Raw genomic sequence first — 19,387 nt, 5'->3', positions numbered from 1 at the left:
ACCGATCAACGTGTCGTTACCGATACCACCGGCCAGAATGTTGCGGTCGGAGGTTGCCGCCACGCTCAGCGTGTCATTGCCGGCGCCGCCGTGCAGCTCGTTGCTGCCCAGTCCACCGTCAATGACATCGTCGCCTTCTCCGCCCAGGATCAGGTCATCACCCTGCCATCCTGTAAACGCACCACCAATGTCACCGACATGGCTCGTCAACCGAGCTCGGATGTTGGCTGCCGTCCACTGGGTACCGTCGGCAAACACCAGCTTCTCGATGCTGGCCGACGCATTCTCGCCCAGTGAACTGGTCAGCCAGTCCTTCAGCCGCACCGTGTCACTGCCGCCACCAAAGCTCAGCACCACATCACGTCCTTCGCGCAGCACCCGCACATCGGTGGCGGACAGGCCTTCGCCCAGCACCAGCGTATCAACCGAGTCGCTGGCGTACTGGCTGGTTTCCACGATCGTGTCGTGACCATCGCCCTTGTTGAACAGGTAGGTATCGCTCTTGCTGCTGCCGATCAACGTATCGTTGCCGACGCCACCGGCCAGAATGTTCTTGTCGGCAAGAAAGTGAACCTTCAGCGTGTCATTACCCGCTTCACCGTAAAGCTCATTGGTACCGCCGCCACCATCGATCAGGTCATTGCCAGCGCCACCGCGAATCAAATCGTTGCCCAACCAACCATCAATGACGTCATCACCATCCGACCCCAGCGTAGTCACCTGCGCCCTGATGAGTTCGGGGGACCATTCAGTTCCGTCCGCAAAGAGGAATCGCTCAATTCCGGCATAGCGCGCCTCCTGCAGGCTTTCCGTCAACCAATCCTTCAACCGAACTGAGTCCTCTCCTTCTCCGAACACGAGAAGGATATCGCGCCCCTCACGCAGAACCTTGAGATCCTGAACCCTCAGGCCAACGCCAAAAACGAGTGTGTCAATCGAAATGACACTGTACTGGGCTGTTTCCACGATCGTTTCATGGCCATCCCCCTTATTGAACAGGTAGGTATCACTCTTCGCGCTGCCAATCAGAACATCATCGCCAACACCGCCGGCCAGGAAATTCTTATCAGCTCCAAAGTGGACACTCAACATGTCATTTCCAGCCCCCCCATACAGGGTGTTGCTACCTTTCCCGCCTTCGATCAAGTCATTCCCTGCTCCGCCCCGAATTTCGTCATTACCATCGCCACCATCAAGCACATCGTCTCCCGACGTGCCTAGAATGACGTCGTCGGCGGCACCTCCCACAGCAGCAATACCATTCAGCACACCGAGGAGCCGGTTTGCAACCGCGGTGAATTCATCCGCATCGGGCGCGCGCGCGCCCATCTCCTCGAGCACATCCACCCAGTTCCAATCGAGTGGCATGTATGCGGCAAGACTGCGGAGATCAAGCAAATCCTCCACCGCCGCCGCGGAACCTTCCACCCGCAGCTTATCCATCAGACGCTTCACCGCCGCGCCCGTGTCGACGACCACTTCAAGATCCTCATTGAGTCCAAACCTGAGATCCTGGGCATAGTCGCGCAAGCGCGTGTCGAGCATGATGGCCGTATACAAGCCCATCTTCAGCGCCTCATAGCTTTTCAGCAGATGAGTAGTCTGAGGCTGCGAGAGATCGACATCAAAACGCCATTCCCCATCAATCTTAACCGGCTGCCACGACCTGTTCTTTGTGAACAACCCTTCGTCACGCACCTCAAAGAACAGTTCACCATTGAACTTCTCAAGAATAGAGAGAATCTGTGAGATGTCCGCGGTCCCCCAATCCAAAAGAAGGCCCTTTACGGTCAACCTTGGACGATCGACACCGGCCTGCTGATATTCGACGCTTGACTTCATGCTTGACGTGCTGGCCCAAGCCACCAGCACCTCGTCCAACGCATGCAGAGCCTGGCTGCGGGAATAGGTGGAATCGATCTTGTTGATGAGATCAAAGATGCCCGGGTTGAGACTGACGGCCTCCCGCAGATCGCGCACCATGCCAGACCCTTGAAGATTGGCTACCCGCTGTGAAAGCTCGCTCAGTGGTACCTTTTCCAAGAAGTCGCGATGAAAATTATTGGAAGCCAGCAACAGATCCGCGGTAATCCCCGAGGTACCATCGATACGCTCGAAACTGCCATAGCTGTCAACTGTGTTGCCGTTTCCAAGACTCTGGTTCTGCGTTGAAGTAGCGTCAACCGAAATACTGCGGATGCCGAGATCCCGCAATGAGAACAGCTCATTCGCCTGACTTACACCGTCCTGGTTTAAGTCCCGCCAAACCTGAAGCGATGCGAAGGCCTCGTCGGATTCATCCACTCGGCCATCACCATTCTGATCCAGCGTCGCCAGCGCGCGCAGCCCTGCAGACCGCGATGAACTCTGTCCCGGTGCGAGCCCAGCCCCCGGCGTGTGATCACCGAAAAGCTCAGAACCATCGTCAATCGTGCCATTTCCATTGCGATCAAGCACCAACATGCCGTCGTCTGCACTGATCCAGCCCGTACCCTCACGCACCGCGTTGCCTTCGTGGTCAAACAGCACACGACCATTCGCCGCAACGGTCTCGATACCATCGCCATCGAGATCCAGGACCAGTGGATCAACCGGGCGGGTCCAGCCCTTGGCATCCTGGAAATTCTCACCCGTCGCATCCCGATATTGGTCATTGATCTCGCGATCGCGATGACGCAGGAAGCCGTACGCGTCGCCAAGCAACCCGTGCGACCCGAGGCCCCCAAGCTCCGGATCGAAAAGATCATCCATCGTGAAATCTTCGTAAAGCGGGATGTCGTAACTGCCGAGCATCTTCCCGTCCAAAGTCAGATCGACCTGGGCGGAAGGAATCGGCGGCGCAAACGGATCCGTGGGGTGAGGCCTGAACTCACCATTGGGAGTCAACTTCAAGCCGACCTCAACGCCACTGGGCGTCCGTAGTCCCAATGTCACAGCCTGCCCAGTGACGACAAATCCGCTATCGGTCGAGTAGGCATAATCAGAGGAAGCCCCAACTGATCCTCTGCCGTGGCTCACGGAGGCAGACGCCCCTTCCACATCGAATGTGGCCTTTCCTCCCAGCTCCCCATGCTTATAGGTCAAGGTAATCGAGCTTCCGTCGTACTCGAAGTTGAAGCCATTGATCTTTGACGCCATTGCCTACCTTCCTTTAGCGATTGTTACGTCCTGATTGACTCGGCGTGGATTTCCAACGCCAGCGTTCACCTTGCTAGTGCGCAGAAGAGGGCGTCGTTCGGATCGCACGATCCGACCTTTCAAATTCAGCCTGAGAAGGTCCAGTCGCAGCCGCGCGGACTCCCCATCCACACTCGCGGCTCCCCAGCGATCGGCGAGCGTGGCAGAGCAGAAAATTGGTGTCAACGTCAGCAGCATGAGGGCGTGCCACACGCATATTTATCCGGAGAAATTCTCCCGGAACGATTCGGCAATCAAGCGTTCAGAGTATCAATCAAGATGCCCCGGCATGGTCGTGAACCGCATGCCAGGGCGAGCGATGGAGATGGCATTCCAACAGCAAACCAGTCCCTGCTTCAGGTTGCTCGGAGTACAAGGCGGTTCAGATCGATATTCCAACGGACAGCCATTCGACCCTGTCCACATCCGCCATGATGTCAACTCAGAACCCGCGCGCGGATTCACCCAGCGCCGCGATGCAGGTCATCTTCGTGGCCGATCCGGCCGAGGTGCTCTTGTAGATCTGCCACAGCAGCTGCGCGGCCTTCGGTCCACCGGCGCGACCCAATGCACGCAGCGCTTCCAGCTGCCGGGAGGTGCCCGCGCCTGAGTTCTTGTAGATCTCGTGAATACTGCCGACGACGTCGTCCTTCGTTTCCATGCGCTGCTTCCCGTGTAGAAAATGCGGCAACGCTAACCGGGCGCGGATGGCCGTGGATATGAAACCAATCAGAAATGAAGAAGGCCGCAGATGAGCGGCCTTCTGTCTACGCACATGGCGTGATTGGAGCGGGCGATGGGATCATCCCCTCCCCCCAACCGATTGATATTTCTGACTTGTCCCAGCAGGAGGGTGATCCAGCAGGGCGCCTCAGATGCCGTTCGGCTTCGGGGTGTCGAGGCTGGGCACCCCAAGCGTCTGTGCACACGCACGCTGTCATTCGATCGCGAATCCCGCAACACGTCCTTTCTCGTCCAGCCGTACCGTGTAATCGATGAACGCCCCCGGGCCGAATTCGGCCACATAGCTGTACAGCGTTCCTTTTTCGCCCTGGCGTGTTCCCTTGAACACCATGGCGGTCGGTGCGCCGTAAGGGCCCAGGGAACGCGTCATGCCGGCGCCGATGTCGGCCACCAGCTTGCGGCGGCGTGCTTCGAGGGAAGCCAGCGCAACTGCACCGTGCGCCACCTGGCTTTCCGTGCCGACGCTGCCCAGTTGGCACGCATCAACGCGCTGATAGGCGAACTCGAACAGGCCAGCCTGGAAGGCAGTAAAGCGGCCGGGGATGGCCAACCCCTAGTGTAGACGGTGGTGCTGGCCTCGGTGCTGAATAAGCGCAAGTGCTAAGTCATGATCGGCTGGAGCCCGCCGGATGAGCGCGAATTCATCAATCGGCCTGAATCTTCAATCCGGTCAATTCGTTGCGAGCTGGGAGATTGAAATGGAGCGGGCGATGGGAATCGAACCCACGTCAAACGCCTCGCGCGCGATCGACACAACGCAACGGCAGGCGTTGGCGGAATTGTTTAGCGAGGGCAATGCGCAGCGACTGGCGCAGAAGATGCCGTGATGCGTTTCATTTCGGCACTGGCAGACGTGATGTCAGCCGAATCGATTCTCTTCTTCGCTGCCCGGAAGCAGCATGACGGGAAACAGAACGAACACACTCAATGGAATGAAGGCAATCACGACGTACCAGCCGGACTCGTCGATGTCGTGCAGTCTACGCACGGCCAATGCCGGCATCGGGGGAAGGAAGAAGAGGAGTGCGATGATCGCCAACACCTGTCCCAGTTTCCCAAGTTGCCGAGACAGCTCCCAATCGAACAGATTAGTGCCGATCAGCCAGTAGCCGATGTTCATCAGGCTGTAGCTGAGCCCCGCCACCAGAAGGCCCAGCAGGGAAAACGACCAGAATTCGATGCGGTCGGAGCGCCCTGAAAAATCAAGGCACCGCCCGAGCGGCGCAAGTGCAGCGATCATTGACGCTCCAGTCAACGTGGTGATGGAAACCAGCAGCTAACGATCTTTTAGCACTTTCAAACCCAGCCACGACTGAACCTGACGGCGGGGTAGAACGGCGAATACGGCAAGCCATCCATCGGCCACTACAACCGGGATGCATGTACGAAGAAGAGCGCTTGCAACGCCACTGCCATGCGATGGACTGCGAAGCGGCGCAGAGAGAGCGGAGCGCCTGAGACGGCGCAAACCGTTGGGAGACATGGAGCGGGTGAAGGGAACATCACGCCGCACTCAACCCGTTGATTGATAACGAGTTCCTTCCGTTGACGCTACGGAATTAGGCCAGATTATGTACCGGACGTACCGCGTCGGCAACCAGATCCTATCCGCATTTGTCTGCTGACATTCACGGTCAGTCATCAACGCGCGCTCCATGCAGACGTGTTTCATTCTATCGTTTGATGTATAAGATCAACGAAATCAAGGAACATCTTTGGGGCAATGGAAAGATCCTCACATGCCCAGCGGGCTCTTGCCCTGCTCCACAAGCAGGGCTTCCTGCGCACCCGCGACTTGGACACCATCGGCGCGCCGCGGGTGGTGCTGACACGTCTGTCCACTTCCGGGCAGTTGGAGCGTGTCGGGCGCGGCCTCTACCGTTTGCCAGGCAACCCCATCTCCGAGAAGGAGGACCTCGCCTCGATTGCAGTCAAGGTTCCCAAAGCCGTGTTCTGCTTGCTGACGGCACTCCAGTTCCACGAACTGACCACGCAACTGCCACGCCAGGTTTGGATTGCCATGCCTCGTGGCAGCCACACCCCACGTATCGAGCACCCGCCGATCAAGATGGTGCAGATGGCGGGTGATGCCTATGCCTTGGGCATTGATGAGCACGAACGCGATGGCGCGAGACTGCGGATCTACAGTGCCGCCAAAACCGTGGCGGACTGCTTCAAGCACCGCAACCAGATCGGCCTGGACGTGGCCATTGAGGCGCTGAAGGCTGCCTGGAAGACACGCAAGGCTTCAGCCGATGACCTATGGCGCCATGCCAAGGTCTGCCGGGTCGCAAATGTAATGCGTCCTTACCTGGAGGCGGTTTCGCATGAGTGACCACGCCGCCTTGATTCGCGCTTTCCGGGCAAGCCGATCCGTGCATTCGGATCGAGACGTCGTTGTCAACGAACGGCACGGATAAGGCAGCCCATCATGGCACTCGACCACCTCACACTCACCACATACCGCGATCGGCATCCTGCATGGCGATTGCTGGCCTCGCCACATGCGCCATTGGTAGCAAGCTTCCTATACCGGGTGTTCGTTGCACCGAACGTGCGGCTGACGAGCGAAGCGGATCTGGCCGAAATGCTGGAAGACGAGCTGTTTGCGCTGCGCGAACAGCTCGGTGTCGAGGTGTATCCGAAAACCGCAACCGAATACCTGAATGACTGGTGCGCGCCGGACAAGGGCTGGCTGCGCAAGTTCTACAAGCCCGGCACCGACGAGGCCCAGTTCGATCTCACCCCTGCCACGGAAAAGGCCATCGCCTGGCTGGTGTCGCTGACCGAACGGCCTTTCGTCGGTACGGAATCGCGCCTGCTGACCATGTTCGCGCTGCTGGAGCAGATCAGCACTGGAAGCGAGGCCGATCCAGCCAGGCGCCTGGAGGAGCTGCATCGAAAGCGCAACGAGATCGATGCCGAAATCGGCCGCGTCCTGTCCGGCGATGTGCCGCTCATGGATGACACGGCCATCAAAGATCGCTTCCTGCAATTCCAGCAATTGGCGCGCGAACTGCTGAGCGATTTCCGCCAGGTAGAACACAACTTCCGCCAACTCGACCGCAGCGTCCGCGAGAAGATCGCGTTGTGGGACGGCAGCAAGGGGGCTTTACTCGACGAAGTCATGGGCGAGCGCGACGCCATCGGGGATTCCGACCAGGGGCGCAGCTTCCGTGCATTCTGGGATTTCCTGATGTCCAGCCGTCGCCAGGAAGAACTGTCCACACGGCTCGACCAGATCCTCGATCTGCCCGCCGTGGCTGCGCTCAAGCCGGAGCCGCGCACCCGCCGGGTGCACCACGATTGGCTGGAAGCGGGCGAACATACCCAACGCATGGTGGCGCAGTTGTCGCAGCAACTGCGCCGCTTCCTGGATGACCGGGCCTTCCAGGAAAACCGTCGCATCCTCGAACTGTTGCGCAGCATTGAGACCAAGGCGCTTGCATTGCGCGACATGCCACCGACCGGCGAAGTGATGCTCCTCGACGAGATGGGCGCGGACATCGCCTTGCCGCAGGAACGCCCCCTGTTTGCGCTCCATGCCAAGCCACGCCTGGCGGAACTGATACTTGAATCCGGCGAGGACGACGACATCGACACCACACGCCTGTTCGACCAGCACGTCGTGGACAAGACCCGCCTGCGTGAGGCCCTGCGGCAGGCATTGCGCCAGCAGTCGCAGATCAGCTTGCGCGCGCTGCTGGAGACGCAACCGCTGCAACAGGGATTGGCCGAACTGGTCACCTGGCTGGAACTGGCCCACGCGGGCAGCCGCGGGCTGGATGGCCTCAGAGCCACGGTGGATGACGATGTGCAGGAGATCATCGAATGGGCCGTGCAGGACGCGCCTGGCTCAACGGTACGACGGCGGGTGCGAATGCCCCGCGTGATTTTTACGCGTTGAATGCAAGCTGCGACGGATAGAGCGGAGACCCATGAACGATATGCACCAGGATGATCCAGAAGGCGGCACCGAGTCGCGCCCGCCCGTTGTAGCGGAACTCTCGCAACTGATGGTGCATTTGCTCAAAGGCGTGTTGTACTGTCAGGACGACGAGCGCCTATGGGCCAGCCTGTTGAGCCTGCAAGCGCGGGTGCGGGAGCAGGCGGCGGTGTTGTTGCTGGATCTGGTACTGGACGAAGCCGAGGGGTACGCCTTCTTCAAAAGCCAGCCGGAGCCGGAGGACGTGGACGCCACACCCCGTCCGCCGCGCCTGATCGCGCGACGGCCGCTGTCCTACCCGGTCAGCCTGATGCTGGCCTTGCTGCGCAAGCGCCTGGCTGAAGCCGACGCCGGCGGCGGCGATACCCGGCTGGTGCTGTCGCGCGAGGAGATCGCCGAACTGATGCGCGTGTTTCTGCCGGACGGCACCAACGAGGCGCGCCTCGTCGACCAAGTGGATTCGACCATCACCAAGGTGGTGGAACTGGGCTATCTGCGCAAGCTCAAGCCCGTTGCCGGCGCAGCTCAGCAGGCACCTCGCTACGAGGTGCGGCGCATCCTCAAGGCGTTCGTCGATGCACAGTGGCTGGCCGACTTCGATGCGCGCCTGGAGGGCTATCGCACCGCATTGTCAGGTGCCGATCGCGACAAGGAAGCTGGCCGATGAACGATTTTTCGCCACAGGAGCTCGATTTCGTGGCCGACGACAGCCGCGTCGGCTTTCGCCTGCAGCGGCTGGAAGTTCTGAACTGGGGCACATTCGACCGGCGCGTCTGGCGCTATGAACTCGATGGGCGTAACGGCCTGCTCACTGGCGACATCGGTTCGGGCAAATCCACCCTGGTCGATGCCGTCACCACGCTGCTGGTGCCAGCGCAACGCATCGCCTACAACAAGGCCGCAGGCGCCGAGACGCGTGAGCGATCACTGCGGTCCTACGTGCTGGGCCATTACAAGAGCGAGCGCAACGAAACCACCGGCAGCGCCCGCCCGGTGGCGCTGCGCGATGCAAGCAGCTACAGCGTGATCCTGGGTGTGTTCCGCAACGAAGCCTATGGCCAGTCGGTCACGCTGGCGCAGGTATTCTGGTTTCGCGAACCACAGGGCCAGCCCGCACGCTTGTTCGTGACGGTAGAGCGGGAGCTGTCCATCACCGAGCACTTTTCCGGATTCGGCAGCGACATCAACGGCCTGCGCAAGAAGTTGCGCGCGATGGGCTGCGAACTGAATGACAGCTTCCCGCCCTACGGCGCCTGGTTCCGCCGCCGCTTCGGCATCGAGCACGAGCAGGCGCTGGAGCTGTTCCATCAGACGGTTTCCATGAAATCGGTTGGCAATCTGACCGATTTCGTGCGCAGCCATATGCTCGAACCGTTCGACGTGGGGGGGCGCATCGAGGCACTGCTCGGCCATTTCGATGACCTCGACCGCGCCCACCAGTCGGTACTCAAGGCCAAGCGGCAGATCGAGTTGTTGACTCCGCTGGTGGAGGATGGCCTTCGCCACGGGCAAATCGCCGCCGAGATCCAGGCGCTGCGCGAAGGACGCGATGCATTACGCCCGTACTTCGCCGGCTTGAAGGCAGCACTGCTGGAGAGGCGCCTGGAATTGTTGACCCAGGATGCGACCCGCTGGGATGCCCGCATCAAGCAACTGGGAGAGCAACGAGACAACGCCCGAATCGAGCAGGGGAAGCTCGAAGGCGCACTGCGCGAGAACGGCGGCGACCGACTGCAACAACTCGCTGTCGCCATTCAGCAGCAGGAGGCAGAGAAACAGCAACGGCAGGAGAAAGCGGACGCCTACACCACGCTATTGACGCGCATTGGAGAAGCAGCGCCGGGAGACGAAGCTGCTTTCATGACACAAAGATCCACCATCGGAGAACACGCCGAAGCGCTGCGCACAAGCATTGCGGACCACGATACGCAGATCAATGAAGACGGATATGCGCTGCGGCGGGGTCAGGAAGAACACAAAGCGCTCAGCGACGAGATCGACAGCCTTGCGCGTCGCAAGAGCAATATCGACGCGGCCCAGGTGCGCATCCGCGACGCATTGTGCGCCGCCCTGTCCATCGCCGAGGAAGACCTGCCCTTTGCCGGCGAACTGATCCAGGTGCGCGAGGACGAACGCGACTGGGAGGGCGCGGCCGAACGCCTGCTGCATGGCTTCGGCCTGTCCCTGCTGGTGCCGGATAGGCACTACAAGGACGTGGCCGACTGGGTGGAGCGCCAGCACCTGGGCACGCGCCTGGTGTACTTCCACGTGCGTGCGCGCAAGTCCACGCTGGCCGGCAGCCTGCACCCCCAGTCGCTGGTGCGCAAGCTGCTCATCAAGCCCGACACGCCGTACTACGACTGGCTTGAACGCGAACTGCACCACCGCTTCGACCTGGCCTGCTGCGACAACACCGAGCAGTTCCGCCGCGAGACCCGAGCCATCACCCGCGCCGGACAGATCAAGGACCCGAGCGGACGCCACGAAAAGGACGACCGCCGCCGCATCGACGACCGCAGTCGCTACGTGCTGGGCTGGAGCAACGCCGACAAGCTGCGGACCTTGCGTGACGAACGTGAAGGCCTGGAACAGCGACTGGGCGACATCGGTCTGCGCATTGCCAACACACAGCGATTGCGCGGGCAATGCCAGGCGCAACTGGAGGCCTTGGCCAAGCTCGAAGTCTTCACCCGCTACAGCGAGATCGACTGGCAGGCACCGGCACGCGAGATTGCCCGGCTGACCGAGGAACGCGACCGCCTCAAGGCGGCCTCCGATACCCTGCGGGAACTGGAAAGCCAACTGGCGCAGGTCGTTGAGCGCCTGAAGGAGATCGAAGGCGATCTTGGCGAGGCACAAGGCAAACGCGGAGAAATTCGCAGCAAGCACGAAACTGCCCAGGCACAGCATGCGCAGGCTCTCGAAATCCAGACGCAAGCCGCACTCGACGACATGTTGCTGCAATCTCTTGAGGGCTGGCGCGCCGAAGTCCTGGGCGACCACCAGCTCACGGTGGAATCCTGCGACAACCGCGAACAGGACGTGCGCAATGGCTTGCAGGCGCGCATCGATGCCGAAGACAAGCGTCTCTCACGCCTGACCGAACGCATCATCAACGCCATGCGCGGTTTTAAGGAGGCCTTCAAGGCAGAGACCGCCGAGATCGACATCAGCCTGGCCGCGCTGCCCGAGTTCGAGCGCTTGATGAAGGATTTGCAGCACGACGACCTGCCGCGCTTCGAAGCGCGTTTCAAGGAACTGCTCAACGTCAATACCATCAACGAGATCGCCAATTTCAACGCCCAGCTCGCGCGCGAGCGTGAAACGATCAAGGAGCGGGTCGATGTCATCAACCAATCCTTGCAGGTGATCGACTACAACCCCGGGCGCTACATCCGGCTACTGGCGCAGCCCAGCCCCGATGCGGAGATCCGCGACTTCCTGCAGGATCTACGTGCCTGCACCGAAGGCGCGCTGACCGGCTCGGAAGACGAACAGTATTCCGAGACCAAGTTCCTGCAGGTCAAGGCCATCATCGACCGCTTCCGGGGGCGCGAGGGACTGGCCGAGGTCGACCGGCGCTGGATGCAGAAGGTGACCGACGTGCGCAACGGCTTCCTGTTTTCCGCCAGCGAGCGCTGGCGCGAGGACGATGCCGAACACGAACACTATTCCGACTCCGGCGGCAAATCCGGCGGGCAGAAGGAGAAACTGGCCTATACCGTGCTGGCCGCCAGCCTGGCCTACCAGTTCGGCCTGGAATGGGGGGCGGTGCGCTCGCGCTCGTTCCGTTTTGTCGTGATCGACGAAGCCTTCGGCCGCGGCTCGGATGAATCGGCCCAGTATGGGCTGGAACTGTTCCGCCAGCTCAACCTGCAACTGCTGATCATTACGCCGCTGCAGAAGATCCACATCATCGAGCCCTACGTGTCCAGCGTCGGCTTCGTGCACAACGAAGGAGGCCGCGAGTCGCGGCTGCGCAACCTGAGCATTGAAGAGTATCGTGCGCAGAAGGCTGCTGCCACGGGAGCCGCCCCATGACCTGGAGCCAGCCCACCGATCTGCGCACGCAGGTCGAACGGCTGTGGCAGCGCGGCGAACTGCTGCGTACCGTGGTCGGCGGTGACACACTGAATTGGCCATTGCGGCTGTCGCTGAAGTCGCCGTCCGCCGCCGATCTCAGCAACCGTTTCGATGCCGTGCGCGGCTGGGTGCGGGAGATCAGCGCCATGCCGCGCGTGCGCATCGAATGGCGCGAGTGGATGCACCGGGTGCAGGGCCGGCAGCGCCTGCCGGACACGCTGTGGATCGATACGTTGGACGATGCACTGGCGATGATCGGCAAGACCGGCGATGCCCGCCGGTTCCAGGCGCTCTGGCAGCAAACTGCCGAAGCGCAACCCACACTGCTGGCATGGCTGCAAAGATCGCCGTTGCAGACTTTGGCGCTGGCCGAACACTGGCCACGCCTGCTGGCCGTGGTGGCCTGGGTGCAAGCCCATCCGCGCCCAGGCGTCTATCTTCGGCAGGTTGACGCGCCGGGCGTGGACAGCAAATTCATCGAAGCCCATCGCGGTACGCTGGCTCAGTGGCTGGATCTGGCTTTGCCGACGGAAGCCATCGACCACGCTGCAGCCGGGATGGCGGGGTTTGCCCGTCGCTACGGCTTTCTCGGCAAGCCCGTTCGCATCCGCCTGCGCTTGCTCGATCCGCAACTGCCCCAGCTTCCTGGCTGCACGGGACTGACCGACATCACCCTGGATGAGGATAGCTTCGCCACGCTCGCCCTGCCTGCGCAGCGTGTCTTCATCACCGAAAACGAGGTGAACTTCCTGGCGTTCCCACCGGCCTCCAGTGCCATCGTCGTGTTCGGTGCCGGCTATGGCTGGGGAGCGCTCGCCCGAGCCAACTGGCTGCATAGCGCCTCTCTGCACTACTGGGGAGACATCGATACCCATGGCTTTGCCATTCTGGACAGCCTGCGCAAGTATTTCCCGCTAGCCGCTTCGTTCCTCATGGACCGCTCTACCCTGATGGCCCACGCACTCCAATGGGGTGAGGAGCACCTCGACAAACGCCATATGTTGCCCCTGTCCCGACTGGTCGATGAGGAGGCAGCTCTCTACGACGACTTGCGTCATGACCGAATCCGGCCACAGCTGCGGCTGGAACAGGAACGCATCGGCTATCGCTGGCTATGCGCGGCGTTGGCGACAACAGTCCAGGACGATTCTCGGCCGTAGCGGTATGTCCTGCCGATGTCGTCAGGGCGTGGTCGATTCGACGAACGCCGGCTCGAAATCCAGCAGGTCGGTACCGCGCATGCCCAATCCCCGGGCCACTGCACGCCAGCCCGCCACGGCCTGGGTCACTTCGTTCCAGATCGCCTGCGCTTGCGCGGCATCCAGCCTGAAATACGACGCGGCGGCCATCAGCATGTCACGGCTGTCGATGACGCCAGTATCCTCGGTCAACCACGTCTTGCTCTCCCGACGGTCACCCGGCATCGGGTTCAGGTCGAAGGCCGGCGACAGGCGCCAGCCGCGCTGGCGCGCGTCGTACAGAAAGCCGGTGTTGCGCAGGTGGTCGTCGGTGTTGCAGATCAGGAAGTTGAAGACCAGCCGCCGCCACAGTTCATGGATGTCGGCGATCGGATCGGCGCCCGACTGGAGCAGCACATCCACCAGTTCGGTGTAGGCATGCGTCGCATCGCGGCCATCGGACTGGAGCATCGTCGCAGCCGACACGTAAGGGATGCGGCCTCCATCGTCGGTGCGATCGAAACGCCGGATGATGGCGACCGCCGTGCCGCCGATCATTTCCACGCGGGCCGGCGCCGCGCGAATGCCGGCCCTGGCCGCCAGTTGCATGGCCAGCACTTCGCCGCGGATCACGTCGCGCCGGTCCGCCTGACTGGGAAACTTGCCCACCGCCAGCCGGCCGTCTCTATCCCGCACCGTGGATTTGGGCCTGGCGCCGCCCAGCGACGTGCCTTGCCCGAGCAGGTAGCGCAGGTCCTGCGCGCTCTCCGTGCCGTCCTCCAGGGCGCGCGTCGCCTGCAGCACCTTGTCCAGTTCCACCAGTGGCGGCACATGCCGGTGGGATCCGCCGGCGCGCAGGTAGACGCCGGCCTGCGGATCGAACAAACGCAGCGCGCCGACACGCGCCTCGTCATCCACCCACATCACGAAGTCCACGGGGTCCAATGCGGGCGTATCGCGGTCTTCCTGCCGCAGCCTGGCATGGGCGCGCCGGATCACGCGCTCGCCCCAGGCGTCGGGCGCGGTGTCCTCCAGCGCAAGGAAGAACACCTGCCGGGGATGCTGCACGCCGGCCACCGGCTGGAGATCGGGCGACAGCGTGAAGAAACGGGCATCCCGCAGCCAGCCTTCGTCGTAGCTGAACGCGCTGCGCCGGCCGCTGCCAAGATGCAGGCGCCCCACGACCAAGCCGCTCGCCCCCAGGTGGACTTCGAGGGCCGGACGTCGTGTGGGTCGAGGCGTTGCCATCAGAAGCCCTCCAGGTCATCGGAGTGCCCGTGCGCGTCGCCTTCGCCGGCCGCTGTCTTCGAGCGAACCGCCGGGCGCTTCTTGCCGGACGAGGTGCGCACCCGTTGCGGCAACTGCTCCCGCACCAGTTCCATGCCGAGCGCGTCGTTCTCCAGGGTCATCGCCTGGGCCAGGTCATCGAGCCGACCCAGCACGTGCAGCGCACGCAGGAAGGTATGCAGCGCGGTGCCGGGATAGCCATCTTCCATGCGCCTGACGGTGCTCAGGGACGTGCCGATGCGCTGCGCCAGGTCTTCCTGGCTCAGGCGGCGCATGCGCCGCGCCGCCGAGATGTCCTGCCCCAGGCGGCGCAGCGCGCGCGAGACGGGCTGCGGCATCGCCACCTGCGCACCAGAGCGCTTTTGCTCGGAAGAAGACATCTCTATGGCCTCAAATATGAGTTAATTTTCCAATTAAACGTTCATATTTGAATGCAAAAATGGAAGGCAGTCAACCCAGCAATGCCTGCCCCTTGCAAGTTCTGGTGACTGCGCCGCGCCATTGCTAGCGGTCCTGTTCGTGAGAGGTATCACCGGGCTACCAACTCCCGATGAAATCCGGCAGGTGATCTCACCTCGTCACCATTCGATTGTTCGCAGGAGCCACAAAAACGGCTCCTTCGTACGAGTGAGAGAAACGGGGCGTCATGCTTTGTCGATCTGGAGGCAGACCTCTCGCGTCTTGCCCGAAACCTCGCCGCACCCCGTCGAGGCGGCATCGCCACACCTGTTTCCGCCCGCACTGCGTCTGCTGATAGACCGTCGCTGTCTTGCTCGCCGGCAACGCCCAGGCTCGAACGCAAGAAGACCGAATCCGTCTTTCGCCGCGATGGCGTCTGTAGCAAAACCTCGTTATCGAGCCATCCTGCCATGGGCAGTCAACCGCTTGAAGCATACCGCCACGCAGAGGCTCGGTGCTGGTGGACAAGCGCCATATCGACAGGCGGCTGCTCTGGTGCACATCCGTCATCCCGGCCTTTGCCACAAGCCAAGCCGCCACCGTCTCGCGCCGTGAAGGCGCGTCCCGGCGGCGATTCCAATCAACGAGAGGAAACAGATGTCCTGAATCCGGTTACCAGGGAGCAGCCATGCGAAAGCCACCTTCATCCGACGCCCAAGCCAAGGTCTTCTATCGTCCGATCGAGGCGGCCATTCAGTGGGCGGGGCTGTCGCGTTTCGAGCGCCGCATCCTCGATGTCGCCAAGGGGATGAACCGCTTGCCCGAGCACCCCGAACTGGCGCGCTGGCCACAGCTTCGCCTGAACGCGGAACGGATCTACGACGCACTGGTGCATCTCGACCTTCCCTACGGCAAGGATGGCCTCACGAGCAACGATCCCGCCTTGCTCGATGACCCTGGCCTCACGATCCGCCACGTCGATCTGAAGGCATGGATGATCCGTTTCTATCCCGACCAGCGACCGGCCTTCCTGTTCGATGCCTTCGAGCGTCACCTGCATCCGGCCGTCAGTGTCGATGCCGTGCAGGCACTGGTCATGGATCGCGAGGCGTTGAAGCTCCAGCTTGCCGACAAGGTGCAAGCCTGGGACGCGCTCTATGAGCAGTTCCAGACGCTCAGCCAGGAGCACCAGGCGCGCACGGAGCGCGAGAAGCGATCCGGGATGCCGGGCGCCCGCAGTGAATCCACCTACCTGAACATCGTTGGCGGTCTTCTGACCCTGCTATTGGGCAAGTCACCCAATGGCGTTCCCTATTCGTCTTTCGAGACGCTGGAGTCGGTCATCAGTGCGCTGGTTGCCCATTACGGCGACAAATCCGGGATCAGCGAGCGAACGCTATGGGCGAAGTTTTCGGCTGCCAAGCGTCATCTCGCCACCCAGGACCGCTGACTGCAAGTGCAGACGGCGCGTCTGCACTTGCGGTGACTGCGCGGGAACCGCGCTATTGAATACGGGCACTTCCATCACCGCCGCTACACAGCGCCAAGGAGTGTCCCTCGTGACTGCCCAGTCCATCGCCACCGCGGCGCCGAACGAACACCGCATCCTGCGCCGCGCGGAAGTCGAGGCCAAGACCGGCTTCAAACGCGCCCACATCTACAACCTGATCAAGGAGGGCAAGTTTCCCAAGCCCCTGCGCCTCGGGGTACGCGCCATCGGATGGGATTCGGTGGAGATCGATCAGTGGATCACCGATCGACTCAGGGAGCGGGCGTGAGCCCGCGCCCCCCCGGAATCCCTTCCACGAGGAGTCGCACCATGCAGGTGGTATCCATCATTTCGACCAAGGGTGGCGTCGGCAAGACGACCACCGCAGCGAACCTGGGCGGCTTCATCGCCGATGCGGGACTGCGCGTGCTGCTGCTGGACCTGGACGTACAGCCCACTTTGTCGAGCTACTTCACGCTCGGCACGCATGCGCCTGCCGGCATCTACGAGATGCTGGCCTTCAATGAGCAGCGTATCGAGCAATTGGCTTCGCAGACCGCTGTGGCGGGTCTCGACCTGGTGGTGTCGAACGACCATCGCGGCGAACTGAACACACTGCTGCTGCACGCGCCCGATGGTCGGCTGCGCCTGCGTCACCTGCTCCCCGCACTGGCGTCGCACTACGACCTGCTTCTGATCGATACCCAGGGAGCGCGGAGTGTGCTGCTGGAGATGGCGGTACTGGCCTCCAGTCTGGCGCTGTCACCGGTGACGCCGGAAATCCTGGCGGCGCGTGAGCTGAGGCGCGGCACGCTGCAACTGATCGAGGACATAGCTCCGTATCGGCACCTCGGCATCGAGCCGCCGCCGCTGCGCTTGCTCATCAACCGTGTGCATCCGGTTTCGTCGAACGCCCGACTTATCCAGCAGGCCCTGCGACAAGTGTTCCAGGCGCACGCAGGCATACAGGTCCTGAACACCGACGTCCCGGCCATCGAAGCCTACCCACGTGCTGCCACACGGGGACTGCCAGTGCATCGCGTCGAATACCGGCAGCCGGTGGGCCGTACTGCGCCTGCGGCGTTGGAAACGATGCGTGCGCTGGCTGGCGAGCTGTTCCCGGCATGGCGGGAACGCTTCGCGTGCGTTACCGGCAGAGGCCACGCAGGAGGAGCCAGTCATGGCAAACGCGCATGAACTGGCCCGCGGCCATGAGCGGCTGCGCGCGCTGATCGAGTTCGCGCTGGGCGAAGGCTGGCACGTGAAGCGCACGCGCGGCGGGCACCTGATGTTCACCAAGCCCGGCTGCGCCGCGATCTATACCAGCTCGACTGCGAGCGATCACCGCGCCAGCCGCAACGCACGCGCGCAGCTTCGCCGCGCCGATCGACAGGTACTGACGGTGTCTCGGGAGAGCAGCGATGGCTGAGCCGACGCCGCAGGACATGGCCGCCAAGCTGCTGGCCAAGGGCTTCGAACGCAGCGGTCCTTCGGCCGGGGCGTTGACCGACCCCATCGCCGACACACCGATGGTGGTGACGCTGGACGAGCTGCGCCCCTATGAACATGACCCGCGCGTGACGCGCAACCCGGCCTACGAGGAAATCAAGGCGTCGATCCGCGAACGCGGGCTGGACGCGCCGCCGGCGATCACGCGCCGGCCGGGCGAGGCGCACTACATCATCAGGAACGGTGGCAATACGCGGCTCGCCATCCTGCGCGAACTGTGGAGCGAGACCAAGGAGGAACGCTTCTATCGCGTACCGTGCTTGTTTCGGCCGTGGCCGGCGCGCGGCGAAATCGTGGCGCTGACCGGGCATCTGGCCGAGAACGAGCTGCGCGGCGGGCTGACCTTCATCGAGCGGGCGTTGGGCATCGAGAAGGCGCGCGAGTTCTACGAGCAGGAAAGCGGCCAGGCGCTGTCGCAAAGCGAACTTGCGCGGCGGCTGACTGCCGACGGCTATCCGGTGCCGCAGTCGCACATCAGCCGTATGAACGATGCGGTGCGCTACCTGCTGCCGGCGATCCCGACGCTGTTGTACGGCGGATTGGGCCGGCATCAGGTGGACCGGCTCGCGGTGTTGCGCAAGGCGTGCGAGCGCACCTGGGAGCGGCGTGCGCTGGGCCGCACCGTGACCGTGGACTTCGCCACCTTGTTTCAGGACGTGCTGACGCAGTTCGACACACAGCCGGACGACTTCTCGCCGCAGCGGGTGCAGGACGAGCTGGTCGGCCAGATGGCCGAGCTGCTGGAGGCGGACTACGACACGCTGGCGCTGGAGATCAACGACAGCGAAACCCGCCAGCGTGCGCTGACCAGCGAACCGGCGGCGCCGACGCCACCGGCAGCGCCTGTCGCGCCTGCTGGTCCTCCTCCGCCGGTCTCTGCGCCTCAGCAGCCACCCGCCTCGTCTGTGCCGCGCGACACCACGCCGGTCGCGCCTCCGGCGCCAGCAGCGACACCGCCTGCATCGCCCGAAGCGCCGGAGGACCAGCACGGGGTACGCGAAGAGCGCCTGCAAGGGCACATCGTGACACCGGCACCGACCACCGAGCGCCTGCAGTCCATCCAGCGGATGGTTGCGGACCAGCTCGGCGACAAGCTGCCCGACTTCGAGGCCGATGCGCTGCGTGCGATCCCCGTGCAGGTCGGCGGGCTCTATCCCATCTCGGACGTCTGGTACGTCGAGCCGGGGCTGGACGTGCCGGATCGCCTGCGCGTGCACATCGCGCAGTTCGCGCGCGAGATCGGCGAGGAAGCGGCGGTCGGCGACCACATCGAGGCCAGCGTCGGCGGCATCGGCTTTGTCTGCGTGGCGCCGGCCGTGGGCCAGGCAAAGGCGCTGCCTGCGTTCGCGCGGGCGGTGCTGAACCTGCTGCATGTACTGAGTGCGGCGCCGCTCGCCGCGAACGGATTGGACCGCGCGCGGCTGGCCGACGAGCTGGCGGCGCTGCTGCATGGCCACGGCGGCTCGGCCACACGCCTGAGCGATGCTGCGCTGGTGAAGCTGTTCCGTCTGCTGCGCCTGGCGCGCCGGTTGCTGGATCTGGAAGCCGGCGTAGCGAGCCAGGATTCCTGAGCGC

General features: G+C 62.8%; 17 protein-coding genes. 11 read left to right on the top strand and 6 right to left on the bottom strand.

Annotated elements, in window-relative coordinates; genetic code table 11:
- The 3 genes from V3B30_RS16315 to V3B30_RS16305 all read right to left on the bottom strand — a co-directional run.
- The coding region (locus tag V3B30_RS16315; protein ID WP_329809749.1) for a calcium-binding protein at positions 1–3,138 on the bottom strand (3,138 nt) is incomplete at its 3' end.
- A 481-nt stretch (positions 3,139–3,619) separates the two neighbouring features.
- Positions 3,620–3,838, bottom strand: coding sequence for a hypothetical protein (locus V3B30_RS16310; protein WP_262083500.1), 219 nt, complete (start codon positions 3,836–3,838; stop codon positions 3,620–3,622).
- A 276-nt stretch (positions 3,839–4,114) separates the two neighbouring features.
- Complete coding sequence (locus tag V3B30_RS16305) at positions 4,115–4,471, bottom strand: hypothetical protein (RefSeq protein WP_262083499.1); 357 nt, start codon at positions 4,469–4,471, stop codon at positions 4,115–4,117.
- Positions 4,472–4,550: 79 nt separating this feature from the next.
- Between V3B30_RS16305 and V3B30_RS16300 the strand changes: the two genes are divergently transcribed.
- Positions 4,551–4,748, top strand: coding sequence for a hypothetical protein (locus V3B30_RS16300; RefSeq protein ID WP_262083498.1), 198 nt, complete (start codon positions 4,551–4,553; stop codon positions 4,746–4,748).
- 32 nt (positions 4,749–4,780) lie between these two features.
- On the opposite strand, the gene V3B30_RS16295 is transcribed toward V3B30_RS16300, so the two are convergent.
- Entirely contained in the window at positions 4,781–5,161 is a 381-nt protein-coding gene (locus tag V3B30_RS16295; RefSeq protein ID WP_262083497.1) for a DUF805 domain-containing protein, read from the bottom strand.
- Positions 5,162–5,644: 483 nt separating this feature from the next.
- On the opposite strand from V3B30_RS16295, the gene V3B30_RS16290 reads away from it, so the two are divergent.
- The 5 genes from V3B30_RS16290 to V3B30_RS16270 all read left to right on the top strand — a co-directional run bounded on the left by V3B30_RS16290 (position 5,645) and on the right by V3B30_RS16270 (position 13,110).
- Positions 5,645–6,256: a type IV toxin-antitoxin system AbiEi family antitoxin domain-containing protein gene (locus V3B30_RS16290; RefSeq protein WP_034038001.1), complete on the top strand. Its 612-nt coding sequence runs from the start codon at positions 5,645–5,647 to the stop codon at positions 6,254–6,256.
- Positions 6,257–6,352: 96 nt separating this feature from the next.
- Positions 6,353–7,828, top strand: a complete 1,476-nt coding sequence (locus tag V3B30_RS16285) for a DUF3375 domain-containing protein (protein ID WP_103739039.1) — start codon at positions 6,353–6,355, stop codon at positions 7,826–7,828.
- A 40-nt stretch (positions 7,829–7,868) separates the two neighbouring features.
- Positions 7,869–8,534 carry a DUF4194 domain-containing protein gene (locus tag V3B30_RS16280; RefSeq protein WP_329809747.1) on the top strand — a complete coding sequence of 222 codons (666 nt, stop codon included), beginning with the start codon at positions 7,869–7,871 and terminating at the stop codon, positions 8,532–8,534.
- On the top strand, positions 8,531–11,908 hold the full coding sequence (locus tag V3B30_RS16275; RefSeq protein WP_329809754.1) for an ATP-binding protein: 3,378 nt from the start codon (positions 8,531–8,533) through the stop codon (positions 11,906–11,908). The genes V3B30_RS16280 and V3B30_RS16275 overlap by 4 nt, the downstream gene beginning before the upstream one ends.
- Complete coding sequence (locus tag V3B30_RS16270) at positions 11,905–13,110, top strand: DUF3322 domain-containing protein (RefSeq protein ID WP_164133138.1); 1,206 nt, start codon at positions 11,905–11,907, stop codon at positions 13,108–13,110. The genes V3B30_RS16275 and V3B30_RS16270 overlap by 4 nt, the downstream gene beginning before the upstream one ends.
- Positions 13,111–13,131: 21 nt before the next feature.
- On the opposite strand, the gene V3B30_RS16265 is transcribed toward V3B30_RS16270, so the two are convergent.
- Together V3B30_RS16265 and V3B30_RS16260 are read right to left on the bottom strand one after the other, a co-directional pair.
- Positions 13,132–14,376, bottom strand: coding sequence for a type II toxin-antitoxin system HipA family toxin (locus V3B30_RS16265; protein WP_329809746.1), 1,245 nt, complete (start codon positions 14,374–14,376; stop codon positions 13,132–13,134).
- On the bottom strand, positions 14,376–14,753 hold the full coding sequence (locus V3B30_RS16260) for a helix-turn-helix domain-containing protein (RefSeq protein WP_329809745.1): 378 nt from the start codon (positions 14,751–14,753) through the stop codon (positions 14,376–14,378). The genes V3B30_RS16265 and V3B30_RS16260 overlap by 1 nt, the downstream gene beginning before the upstream one ends.
- A gap of 749 nt (positions 14,754–15,502) precedes the next feature.
- Between V3B30_RS16260 and V3B30_RS16255 the strand changes: the two genes are divergently transcribed.
- From V3B30_RS16255 to V3B30_RS16235, 5 genes are all read left to right on the top strand, one after another.
- Entirely contained in the window at positions 15,503–16,264 is a 762-nt protein-coding gene (locus V3B30_RS16255) for an ATP-binding protein (protein ID WP_329809753.1), read from the top strand.
- A gap of 109 nt (positions 16,265–16,373) precedes the next feature.
- On the top strand, positions 16,374–16,592 hold the full coding sequence (locus tag V3B30_RS16250; RefSeq protein ID WP_329809744.1) for an AlpA family transcriptional regulator: 219 nt from the start codon (positions 16,374–16,376) through the stop codon (positions 16,590–16,592).
- A gap of 41 nt (positions 16,593–16,633) precedes the next feature.
- Positions 16,634–17,500, top strand: a complete 867-nt coding sequence (locus V3B30_RS16245) for a ParA family protein (protein WP_329809743.1) — start codon at positions 16,634–16,636, stop codon at positions 17,498–17,500.
- The gene (locus tag V3B30_RS16240) at positions 17,484–17,732 is read left to right on the top strand and encodes a type II toxin-antitoxin system HicA family toxin (RefSeq protein WP_329809742.1); all 249 of its coding nucleotides are present in this window, start codon (positions 17,484–17,486) and stop codon (positions 17,730–17,732) included. Before V3B30_RS16245 ends, V3B30_RS16240 begins: the two co-directional genes overlap by 17 nt.
- Positions 17,725–19,383: a ParB family protein gene (locus V3B30_RS16235; protein WP_329809741.1), complete on the top strand. Its 1,659-nt coding sequence runs from the start codon at positions 17,725–17,727 to the stop codon at positions 19,381–19,383. The genes V3B30_RS16240 and V3B30_RS16235 overlap by 8 nt, the downstream gene beginning before the upstream one ends.
- The last annotated feature ends 4 nt before the right edge of the window (positions 19,384–19,387 follow it).

It is taken from the genome of Stenotrophomonas sp. SMYL41 (assembly GCF_036319965.1).
Classification (GTDB): domain Bacteria; phylum Pseudomonadota; class Gammaproteobacteria; order Xanthomonadales; family Xanthomonadaceae; genus Stenotrophomonas; species Stenotrophomonas maltophilia_R.
Note: the sequence above shows the minus strand (reverse complement) of the source record. Positions and strands in the feature narration are given on the sequence as shown.

Excerpts from the sequence above, each read along its gene's own strand:
- V3B30_RS16310 (WP_262083500.1), bottom strand. The coding sequence starts at position 3,838 with ATGGAAACGAAGGACGACGTCGTCGGCAGTATTCACGAGATCTACAAG.
- V3B30_RS16300 (WP_262083498.1), top strand. The coding sequence starts at position 4,551 with ATGAGCGCGAATTCATCAATCGGCCTGAATCTTCAATCCGGTCAATTC.
- V3B30_RS16295 (WP_262083497.1), bottom strand. The coding sequence starts at position 5,161 with ATGATCGCTGCACTTGCGCCGCTCGGGCGGTGCCTTGATTTTTCAGGG.
- V3B30_RS16290 (WP_034038001.1), top strand. The coding sequence starts at position 5,645 with ATGGAAAGATCCTCACATGCCCAGCGGGCTCTTGCCCTGCTCCACAAG.
- V3B30_RS16285 (WP_103739039.1), top strand. The coding sequence starts at position 6,353 with ATGGCACTCGACCACCTCACACTCACCACATACCGCGATCGGCATCCT.
- V3B30_RS16280 (WP_329809747.1), top strand. The coding sequence starts at position 7,869 with ATGCACCAGGATGATCCAGAAGGCGGCACCGAGTCGCGCCCGCCCGTT.
- V3B30_RS16275 (WP_329809754.1), top strand. The coding sequence starts at position 8,531 with ATGAACGATTTTTCGCCACAGGAGCTCGATTTCGTGGCCGACGACAGC.
- V3B30_RS16270 (WP_164133138.1), top strand. The coding sequence starts at position 11,905 with ATGACCTGGAGCCAGCCCACCGATCTGCGCACGCAGGTCGAACGGCTG.
- V3B30_RS16265 (WP_329809746.1), bottom strand. The coding sequence starts at position 14,376 with ATGGCAACGCCTCGACCCACACGACGTCCGGCCCTCGAAGTCCACCTG.
- V3B30_RS16260 (WP_329809745.1), bottom strand. The coding sequence starts at position 14,753 with ATGCCGCAGCCCGTCTCGCGCGCGCTGCGCCGCCTGGGGCAGGACATC.
- V3B30_RS16255 (WP_329809753.1), top strand. The coding sequence starts at position 15,503 with ATGCGAAAGCCACCTTCATCCGACGCCCAAGCCAAGGTCTTCTATCGT.
- V3B30_RS16245 (WP_329809743.1), top strand. The coding sequence starts at position 16,634 with ATGCAGGTGGTATCCATCATTTCGACCAAGGGTGGCGTCGGCAAGACG.
- V3B30_RS16240 (WP_329809742.1), top strand. The coding sequence starts at position 17,484 with ATGGCAAACGCGCATGAACTGGCCCGCGGCCATGAGCGGCTGCGCGCG.
- V3B30_RS16235 (WP_329809741.1), top strand. The coding sequence starts at position 17,725 with ATGGCTGAGCCGACGCCGCAGGACATGGCCGCCAAGCTGCTGGCCAAG.